The sequence below is a fragment of the Diaphorobacter ruginosibacter genome (genome assembly GCF_040396215.1).
GTDB classification, from domain to species: Bacteria; Pseudomonadota; Gammaproteobacteria; order Burkholderiales; family Burkholderiaceae_C; genus Diaphorobacter_A; species Diaphorobacter_A ruginosibacter_A.
Genome location: NZ_JBEBOW010000136.1, coordinates 1 through 9,619, shown reverse-complemented (window position 1 = coordinate 9,619; position 9,619 = coordinate 1). Strand labels below are relative to the sequence as shown.

The window sequence follows — 9,619 nt, the reverse complement described above, 5'->3', positions numbered from 1 at the left end:
CCTCGTCTCGATCGCAAACCTTCGGTTTGCTGGGTCGTGTTAGCAGCTCTTATTCGCTCTTTCGCGGGATAAGCGAGCGCCCGGAGCGCCTCAGAGAGCCAGCGGCAGATGGACTTTTACGGTGAGCCCGATGCCGTTCTCGCCGTCGAGCAGCTCGATGGTGCCGCGCATACCCTGCAGATAAGTCCTGGCGATGGCCAGGCCCAGGCCGGAGCCGATGATCGGCGCGCCGTCGGGCTGGGAAGATGCCAGGCGCTGGAAGCGCTCGAACGCCCTGGCGCGGTCCTGCGGGGCGATGCCTGGGCCATTGTCCTGAATGAGCACGGTGACGTATGCATCGTCCATGCGCACCGACACATTCACCTTGCCGCCGCGCGGCGTATAGGCAATGGCGTTGTGCAGCAGGTTGGCCAGCACTTCATGCAGCCCCAGTGCGGATGCATGCACCGCGGCGACGGGCCGTGCGCCCTTACTCTCGTCATCGTCATCGGCATCGTCGCCGCGCGCATCGAGCCAGCCGAGATCGATGTCCTTGTCGAGCGCCTGCGGCAGATACTCGATCACTACGTCGCGCGCGACGGCATTCGCATCGCATCTCTCCTGATCCGTGCTGGGCAGGGCAAGCGCCGGCTGGGCGGCCTGGGCAAGCGACAGCAGTTGTTCGCTGACGCGGCGGCTGCGCTGCAGTTGCTGAAGAATGCCGTGCAGGGTGTTGCGGATGGCCTGCGGGTCCGACTCGCGCAGTGCGTAACCGGTCTGCGTGTGCATGATCGCCAGCGGCGTGCGCAGCTGATGCGATGCGTCGGCGAGAAACTGGCGCTGGGTGTCCAGCGCCTCGCGCTGTTGCGCCAGATGCAGGTTCATCGCGTTGACCAGAGGGCGCACTTCGCCCGGCACGGAACTGGTGTCCAGGGGCGAGAGGTCCTCGGCCCGGCGCTCCCGGATGGTTTCGCGCAGCAGCCGCAGCGGCCTGAGACCCCAGCCGATTCCAAGCCAGATGATGAGCACCAGAATCAGCAGCGTGCGGGCATCCTTCAGCAGGGTCTGCACGAGCAGATCACGCTGCGCGCTGTCGATGGCCATGGTGCTTCGCGCCGTCTGGATGAGCGCCGTCCAGGGCTTTCCTTCATCGTCGTAGATGACGCGCAGCACGGCGGCCACGCGCAGGGGCCTGCCATGGAAAACCGTATCGTAGAAAGTCCGCGCCCCATCGCCCGCATCGCTGAATTGAACGCCGGCGCGCAAGGGTGGGGGATCCGGGAAATCCGTGGGGCCGAGCAATATGCGCATGAGGCTTCCGTCATTGGGATCGACGGCCACGCGCAGGTATTTCGACTGCGCGGAAACGGCCTCGAACATCGAGGTGATGTGAAAAGTATCGGTAAGCTCCACCTCTCCCCGATGGTTCCACGCAAGACTGTCGGACAGCGCCTGCGCGGGCTCCAGAAGCGTCTGGTCGTACGCCTTCTCCAGCTCCTTGCCCAGTGTGTCTGTATCGCTCCAGCTATCGAACGCGAACAGCGCCACCAGCACGGGCAGCAAAATCAGCAGAAGCCGCGAGCGCAGGCCCGGCAGCGCGCGCCGCGGCGCCTTGCCCGCTGGCGCGCCGCGGCTTTCGGTGGCATGGCGGTCGGGGTTCAAGGGACTGCGGCTTCGCGGGCCGATGTGTCGGGAAGGGGTTCGAGCATGTAGCCGAGCCCGCGCACCGTGACGATGTGCACGTCGCTGCCCTGCAGCTTGCGGCGCACGCGGTGAAGCACCTGTTCGATGGCGTCGGGTCCGGCCATGCTGTCCTGGGGAAACACCTTGGAGGCCAGCCTGGACTTGCCCACGGGAGCGCCCGCGCGCGCAATCAGCGCTTCCAGCGCGGAATGCTCGCGCGGCGTGAGGCTGAGCACGGCGTCATTGAGCCAGAAGGTCTGGTGGTTGCTGTCAAAGCGCAGCGACGCGCACTGGATGCTCGCCTGCGATCGGCCCTGGCTGCGCCTGTGCAGCGCGATCAGCCGGGCTTCGAGTTCCGGCATCTCGAAGGGCTTGGTGAGATAGTCGTCGGCGCCCCGGTGCAGGCCTTCGACCCGGTCCTGCAGCGAGCCCTGCGCCGTGAGAATCAGCACCGGAAGATGATGTCCCTGCTCGCGTATGTCGTGCAGCAGCTCGAATCCATGCTGGTCGGGCAATTGCAGATCGAGCACCACCACGTCGAACGCGCCGCCGGCGATCAGCGCCTTGGCCAGCTTGGCGTTGGCGGCATGTTCGACGGCGATGCTGGACTGCTTGAGCGCGCGCATCAGCCACGCGGCCATTTCCAATTCGTCTTCGATCAACAAAATGCGCATGACTGTACCTATGCCCGGGGCGAGGCCCGCAGCCCGGCCCGGATGGCCTGCAGCACGCCCGCGCACGCGTCTTCGACCAGATCGAGCACATGCTCGAATCCCTGGTCACCGCCGTAATAGGGGTCCGGTACCTCGCTGTCGGGAAAGCGGCTGCCGAAGTCGGTCAGCCGGTGGAGTTTGTGGCGCATCTCGGCGGGGCAGGCCATGCGCGCGGACTGTTCGTTGTCGCCATCCATGACCAGCACCAGGTCGAAATGCGCGAAGTCGCCGGCAGTGAGTGCGCGCGCGCGTTGCGCGGAAAGATTGTAGCCTCGGCGAGCGGCATGCTCCTGCGCGCGGCGATCCGGCGGCCGCCCCACGTGATAGCCGTGCGTGCCGGCGGAGTCCACCTCGATGCGCCCGGACAGGCGCGCGTCGCTCGCCAGTTTTTCCAGCACGCCATGCGCCGTCGGGCTTCTGCAGATGTTGCCCATGCAGACCATGAGCACGCGAAAGGGCCTGTCCATGCGGGTTTCAAGACTGTGTACCCCAATTTGTCTCTTATTTATCACCTGAGCATTCCAGCGGATAAGTGCATCTAGGATAGCGCTACTTGGGCGGGCTTGATGTGTCGCTCAATACGGATGGCTTGCCGGCAGCTCGCGCGTGCGCCATGCCATGGCGCAGATGGCGACGTTCATGATCGCCATCGCCGAGCAGAACGCGACGAGTGCCTGGTTGAGGCCGATATGGTCGGCCAGCCAGCCCACGCCCATGATCGGAACGATGGTACCCATGTAGCCGATGATGAGATAGGTGCTCAGCAGCCCGGCGCGCTCGGCTGGCCGGGTGAGCTTGCTCACCGTGCCCATGCCACCCACGTTGGCGAGCCCGTGGCCGAATGCGGTGGTGATCACGGCGGCGGCGAACAGCCATGCCGCGCCCGATAGGATGGTGAGCATCAGCAGCAGGTTGCACAGCGCCAGTGCGCATTCGGATGCCAGCACCACCCGCCTGGTTTTCTGGTTGCGCACCATGAACTGGAATACGGAGGAGAGGAACAGGATCATCGCGATCGACAGTCCGCTGACGGCGGGGCCGCTCCAGGCAACGAGTCCCTTCATGAAGCTCGGTGCGAGCGACGAGTACATGCTGAACATGCCGAACGCGCTGAAGGCGCCCATGCTGGACAGCCAGAACTGCCTGCGGCCGTGAAGGGCCGGAAAGGTCAGCCGGGGAAGCCATCCGGCCAGGGCGCGCGTGTTTTCCGGCGTGGCCCGCGGATCATGCTCGTCGAGCGTCCTGGCGAGGGGCGCATGCGGCAGCTGGAAGAGGGCGAAGATGGCGAGCGCGCCCATCAGCATCGTGGGAACGTAGGCGGTGACGAGCGGATGCGGCGCCCATTGCGCCATCGCGCCGCCCAGCAGCGGGCCGATGCCGAAGCCCAGGGTCATGGCGACGGTGGTGAGCGCGGCGATGCGGCGCGGGTCGCCGCCGGGGCTCGATTGCACCATGCCGATCGATGCGGACGTGGTGATCATTCCGGACGCCAGCCCGATCATGAACCGGGCCAGCATGAAGACCGCGGGGCTCCAGGCCACGGCGGAAATCGCCAGGCCGCACGTCATCGTCACCAGGCCCGCGCGCAGGATCGGCAAAAAGCCATGGCGCTGGGTGAGGTGTCCCAGAAAGAGCAGGCTGGCGAGCACCCCGATCATGTACAGCACGAAGATCCGGGTGATGTCGCTTGGGCGCAGGCTCCAGGCGCTTTGGTAGAGGGGGTAGAGAGGGCTTGCCAGGGCCGTGCCCATGACGCCCACGCACATCGAATATCCAACCCAGATGAAAGGGGACCAGCGGGATTGCATGAATTGCGGGGGAGTGGCCGGAGCGTTCGCGCCGCAGGTGCCCGGCGGATGCCAATCACGCTTGAAGGAGCGGCCTTTGCGATGGATTTAAAATAAGGGGAAACCCGGATGATAGCGATTGCCGAGAAACTCTGCTGTCCATGGAGCCACGCCCCGTCGAGCGATGGGGTTTGCTTATAACCTGCGGGTCTTATTACTTAACGTTTTGTTCGTTGTGACATTCATGACGAACGATTACATTTCAATCCATCTATTTTTTTCCTGAATGCGCGCCGCTGCGGGCGGGTGGATCATTCCATCAGGCTTGCTGCGGCGTGTTTTTTGCATTTCATGATCGATTTACGGGGTATTACCCAGATCTACCAAGGCCCGAAAGGGCCCGTGGAAGCGTTGCGCGGCATTGATCTGAAGATCGGCGCGGGCGAGGTGTTCGGCATCATCGGGCGTTCTGGCGCGGGCAAGAGCTCGCTGGTGCGCGTCATCAACCTGCTCAACCGGCCGACGTCGGGCGAGGTGATCGTGGCGGGCCGCGACCTCACCAAGCTGGGTGACGCGGAACTGCGGCATGCGCGCCGCGAGATCGGCATGGTGTTTCAGCACTTCAACCTGCTGTCCTCTCGCACCGTCTTTGACAACGCCGCGCTGCCGCTGGAGCTGGCGGGCATGTCCAGGGAGGCGGTCAAGAAGCGCATCGACCCGCTGCTCGAACTGGTGGGACTGGATCACCTGGCGGATCGCTATCCGTCGCAGATTTCGGGCGGACAGAAGCAGCGTGTGGGCATTGCCCGCGCGCTCGCCAGCAATCCGAAAGTGCTGCTCTCCGACGAGGCCACGTCGGCCCTGGACCCGGAGACCACGCGTTCCATCCTCGATTTGCTGCGTAAGGTGAACAACGAGCTGGGCGTGACGGTGGTGCTCATCACCCACCAGATGCAGGTGGTCAAGCAGATCGCCGACCGCGTGGCCGTGATCGAGGCTGGCCGCATCGTCGAGATGGGCCGCGTGATCGACGTGTTCACGCGTCCGCAGCAGGACATCACCAAGAGCCTGATCGACGAGATCGTTCCGCAGGAGCTGCCCGCGGGCGTGCTCGAGCGCGTGCGCACGCTCTCCGGGATCGCGCGGGGCCAGGGTGCATCGGGCCGGCTGCTGCGCCTGTCCTATGCGGGCGAGCAGGCGTACCAGCCCATTCTCTCGCGTCTCATCCGCGACTATCAGCTCGATCTGTCGATCCTGCATGGCCAGGTCGATGAAATCCAGAACCAGACCTTCGGGTCGCTCGCGGTGTTCGCCAGCGGCGACATGCAGCATCTGACGGCCAGCGTGGCCGAACTGCGCGAGCAGGGCGTGCAGGTTCAGGAAGTCGAGTTGGAGGGCTGAGGCGATGTTCGAGAATTTTTCTGAAATGATGCTGGAGCTGTTTGCGCAGTCGCTCTGGGAAACCATCATCATGGTCGGCGTATCGGGCGTCGTGGGCGGATTGATCGGCATTCCGCTGGGCGTGTTCCTGCGCCTGACGGACAAAGGCGGCGTGCTCGAGAACGGTCCGCTCAACAAGACGGTGGGCTGGATCGTGAATGCCGTGCGCTCGACGCCCTTCATCATCCTGCTGGTGGCGATCATTCCGTTCACGCGCCTGATCACGGGCTCGTCGATCGGCACGTGGGCCGCGGTCGTTCCGCTGACCCTGGCCGCGGCGCCGTTCGTGGCGCGCCTGGTGGAGACCGCGCTGCGCGAGGTGGACAACGGATTGATCGAGGCGGCCCAATCCATGGGGGCGACCACCAGCCAGATCGTCTGGAAAGTGCTGCTGCCCGAGGCGCTGCCCGGTATCGTGGCCGGATTGACGATCAGCTTCGTCAGCCTGACGGGTTACTCGGCCATGGCGGGCGCGATCGGCGGCGGCGGCCTGGGCGATCTGGGCATCCGCTATGGCTACCAGCGATTCCTGCCCGACATCATGCTGGCCGTGGTGATCGTACTGATTTTCTTCGTTCAGGCGATCCAGTCCCTGGGCGACTGGGTGGTGCGGCGCCTGAGCCACAAGTAACCGGTAAGCTGCCGCGCCCGCTCGCAAAGGGCATTTCCCCCGATGCGCGCGCACTCTGGAGCGGGCATAGTGGCCGTCGTCGAATTTCAGCGAGACAACGGCAATGACACTTCCATGGCACAGCCTCGACACGAATCTCTTCGCCCGCGCGCGGCAACTGCTCGATGAAGGCTGGATAGCGAATGATCCACTGCTCGCCCCGGTGCTGCCCGTGGTGCTCGAGCGCGGCGTGGGCCAGGACTGGCACAAGGCGGGCACCTTCCGCCATCACCTGTACGGCGTTGCACGTTCGCTGGCGCTGTGGCGGCAGCCGCATGACGTGCAACTGCTCGGGCTGCTGCACAGCGTGTACGGCAATGCGTTCGTCGATCTGGTGAAGTTCGACGCCAATACCGAGCGTGAGCGGCTGCAGGGATTGGTGGGCGAGCAGGCCGAGCATCTGGTGCATCTGTTTTGCACCATGAGCCGCAACCAGTTCATCAACAAGGTGCTCGAGCGCGATTTCGACGACGATGGCGGCATGGAGCTGGAGCTCAACGGGCCCGCACCGCGAGAGACGGTGCGGCTCACGCCGCGCGAGGTGGCCGCCTTCATCGTCGTGAGCATGGCCGACACCATCGAGCAGTGGTTCAGCTGGCAGGAGGAAATCTATTCGCGCTCGCCCAACGTGGATACCTCGCGCAGGCAGTCCGTGCACTGGGCTGCTTCGCTGTGGCCGGGACCGATGCGTCCGCCGAGCCGCAAGATTTCGCAGATCTCGCAATTGGGATTGGCGCTCGGGCATCCGGGCCTCAGGGATCTGCTGCCCGTGCCGCCGGTGTTCAACCATTGCACGGCGAGCGTCAGCAAGGAGCATGATGCCGCGTCCACGTCGCTGTACTGGTCGGTGATCGGGCTCGAACAGCCGCTGGTCGATCTGGATGTGGCGACCCATGTGCTGGAGCAGGCCGTGCGTTTGAACCCCTGGGTGGGTGAGCCGCAAATGGTGCTCGCGCAGGTCTATCTTTCCGCCGGTCGCCAGGAGGACGCCGTGCTGGCGGCCCAAAGCGCCCTGCAATGTTTCAGCGCCTGGGGCAACGCGTGGGACAAGCGCGTGCAATGGGATGCATGGATCGCCTGGACGCGTATCCTGCTGCAGTCCGCGGAGCAGGGCACCTGGCCCGAGAGGCTGGACAAGCTCAACAATCTGGCGCTGCGCACCTGATGCTCCAAGCTTGCCGCACCGACATGACCTGCGGTTGTATGGGAATGCGAAACGAATCCTTCGCGTCACCGTGATGTTGATTTACGATCTTGCGTTTTTCGTTTTTACAGAAAGCTGCATATCGTGTTGACCAAACGCACATTGCTTCAATCCACTCTCGCATTGGCGGCGGCAGTGACCCTGCAGGCTACCGCCTTCGCACAGGACAAGACCTCCATCAAGATCGGCGTGACGGGCGGCCCGCATGCCCAGATCATGGAACAGGTCAAGAAAGTTGCCGAAAAGCAGGGGCTGACCATACAGATCGTCGAATTCGGTGATTATGTCCAGCCCAACGCCGCCCTGGCGGCCGGCGACCTGGATGCCAACAGTTATCAGCATCGCCCTTATCTGGATGCCCAGGTCAAGGATCGCGGCTACAAAATCAGCTGGGCGGCCGATACGGTGAATTTCCCGATCGGTATTTATTCCAAGAAGATCAAGAAGCTTGACGATTTGCCGCAAGGCGCACGTTTTGGCATTCCCAATGATCCGACCAATGGTGGACGCGTCCTGTTGCTGCTGCAGTCGCTGGGGCTTATCAAGCTCAAGGAAAGCGCCGGCTTGAAGGCAACACCGCTGGATGTCATTTCCAATCCCAAGAAACTGCGCTTCGTGGAGCTGGATGCGGCTCAGTTGCCGCGCTCGCTGGATGATATGGATGCATCCGCCATCAATACCAATTTCGCGATTTCGGCGGGGCTCAATCCCAAGACGGACTCGATTGCAATGGAATCGTCAAAAAACCCCTATGTAAATATTCTTGTCATTCGTGACGCCGACAAAGGCAAGCCATGGGTGAACAAGCTGATTGGCGTCTATCACTCCAACGAAGTCAAGGCATTCATCGAGAGCCAATTCAAAGGCTCGGTGCTTCCAGCGTTTTGATGCTCTGAAAATAGTCAGCGCCTGGAATACAGGCGCTGATTACATGTTATGACACTGATTATGTATAAATGAATAAAGGGAACTATTACAATATTTAAGATCGATAGGCAACAATTATTTGACAATTGTTTGCATTAATATGTAGCATCGAAATACACATTATGAGTTTTCGAGTGCAGTTGAGCATGGCGCAATTGCATTCCGATGGGGAAAATTTCCAAAAAACTTGTGGTTTCATTATGCAACAAATTCTCACACCGTCGGTCAAATTCACGGTAGCCATCGTTGACGGTGACGACGTGCCCCGCAACAGCATGTGCCGATATTTGGAAGAGTCGGGATATACCACATGGGGTGTTGGCTCCATAGAGGACTTCTACATCGGGCTTCTCAAGGAGAAGGCGGATCTGGTTATCGTGGACCTGGATCTGGGTGTGGAGCCCGGCCTGGGACTGGTGCGGCGGCTGGTAGCCCAGCGCATTCCGGTGATCGTGCTTTCGCAAAGCGCCAATTCAGGCGCGCGGGTGGCGAGCTTCGACGCTGGCGCACTGCAGTATTTCGTGAAGCCTCTGTCGCTGGCCGAATTGGGGGCGGGCATACGGGCGCAGCTTCGGCAACTGGAAATGCGCGTGTCCAATGCGGAACAGCAGAATGCCTGGCGTCTCGACCTGAGCGTGCCCCGGTTGATTGCCCCCAACCAGCGCACCATTCGTCTGACGAGTCGCGAATGCGAATTGCTCGAATGCCTGATGGCCGCCAATGGCGGAATGGTGTCCAAATCCAATCTGGTCAAGGCCATGGGACACGCGGATGCCGAGGACGGATTCCATCGCATCGAATCGTCCTTGATGCGTCTCAGGCGCAAGACTTTGGCGGGAACCCAGTTGATGCTTCCCGTGCGCGCTGTATTCGGCAAGGGACTGGTTTTTGTTCCTTGAGATCGATAGATGGATTAATAGTTTTTTATTTTCTCTATTAATAATAGTAGGTTCCTAATTCACTCCTGTCGCTGCTCACCGGCTCATGAAAACCGCTCGAAGTATTCGGCAAGGGGTGCGCGCTGCGTGCGTGTGCGGTTGACGGGCGCATCGGGGTCCGGCCAGCCCAGCGCCAGTCCGCAGACGATGTGCCGCGTGTCCGGCAGGCCGAGCACGCGCCGCACGGTTGCCGGATAGGAGGCAAGCGCGCCAATGGCGCAACTGGCCAGCCCGAGGGCGTGGGCGGCAAGTTGCAGGCCGTAGAGGCTCATCCCCAG

The 9,619-nt window shown here is 62.4% G+C and carries 10 protein-coding genes; 5 read left to right on the top strand and 5 right to left on the bottom strand.

The window, feature by feature from the left end:
• Positions 1-90: 90 nt before the first annotated feature.
• The 4 genes from ABWP92_RS14555 to ABWP92_RS14540 all read right to left on the bottom strand — a co-directional run bounded on the left by ABWP92_RS14555 (position 91) and on the right by ABWP92_RS14540 (position 4,183).
• Complete coding sequence (locus ABWP92_RS14555; protein WP_353236117.1) at positions 91-1,641, bottom strand: sensor histidine kinase; 1,551 nt, start codon at positions 1,639-1,641, stop codon at positions 91-93.
• Positions 1,638-2,336 (bottom strand): response regulator, encoded by a 699-nt coding sequence (locus ABWP92_RS14550; RefSeq protein WP_353236116.1) that lies wholly within the window; start codon positions 2,334-2,336, stop codon positions 1,638-1,640. Before ABWP92_RS14550 ends, ABWP92_RS14555 begins: the two co-directional genes overlap by 4 nt.
• An 8-nt stretch (positions 2,337-2,344) precedes the next feature.
• Complete coding sequence (locus ABWP92_RS14545; RefSeq protein ID WP_353236115.1) at positions 2,345-2,842, bottom strand: low molecular weight protein-tyrosine-phosphatase; 498 nt, start codon at positions 2,840-2,842, stop codon at positions 2,345-2,347.
• Between the two features lie 108 nt (positions 2,843-2,950).
• Positions 2,951-4,183, bottom strand: a complete 1,233-nt coding sequence (locus ABWP92_RS14540) for an MFS transporter (RefSeq protein ID WP_353236114.1) — start codon at positions 4,181-4,183, stop codon at positions 2,951-2,953.
• Positions 4,184-4,513: 330 nt separating this feature from the next.
• Here ABWP92_RS14540 and ABWP92_RS14535 point away from each other — a divergent pair, with 330 nt between their 5' ends.
• The 5 genes from ABWP92_RS14535 to ABWP92_RS14515 all read left to right on the top strand — a co-directional run bounded on the left by ABWP92_RS14535 (position 4,514) and on the right by ABWP92_RS14515 (position 9,302).
• A complete protein-coding gene (locus ABWP92_RS14535; RefSeq protein WP_353236113.1) occupies positions 4,514-5,563 on the top strand; it encodes a methionine ABC transporter ATP-binding protein in 1,050 nt (349 codons plus the stop codon).
• A 4-nt stretch (positions 5,564-5,567) separates the two neighbouring features.
• Positions 5,568-6,233, top strand: a complete 666-nt coding sequence (locus tag ABWP92_RS14530) for a methionine ABC transporter permease (RefSeq protein WP_353236112.1) — start codon at positions 5,568-5,570, stop codon at positions 6,231-6,233.
• 103 nt (positions 6,234-6,336) lie between these two features.
• On the top strand, positions 6,337-7,437 hold the full coding sequence (locus ABWP92_RS14525; protein WP_353236111.1) for a DUF6817 domain-containing protein: 1,101 nt from the start codon (positions 6,337-6,339) through the stop codon (positions 7,435-7,437).
• Between the two features lie 123 nt (positions 7,438-7,560).
• Positions 7,561-8,364 carry a MetQ/NlpA family ABC transporter substrate-binding protein gene (locus ABWP92_RS14520; RefSeq protein WP_353236110.1) on the top strand — a complete coding sequence of 268 codons (804 nt, stop codon included), beginning with the start codon at positions 7,561-7,563 and terminating at the stop codon, positions 8,362-8,364.
• A 161-nt stretch (positions 8,365-8,525) separates the two neighbouring features.
• Positions 8,526-9,302, top strand: coding sequence for a response regulator transcription factor (locus ABWP92_RS14515; protein ID WP_353236109.1), 777 nt, complete (start codon positions 8,526-8,528; stop codon positions 9,300-9,302).
• 83 nt (positions 9,303-9,385) lie between these two features.
• On the opposite strand, the gene ABWP92_RS14510 is transcribed toward ABWP92_RS14515, so the two are convergent.
• On the bottom strand, positions 9,386-9,619 hold a 234-nt coding region (locus tag ABWP92_RS14510; protein WP_353236108.1), incomplete at its 5' end, for a nitroreductase family protein.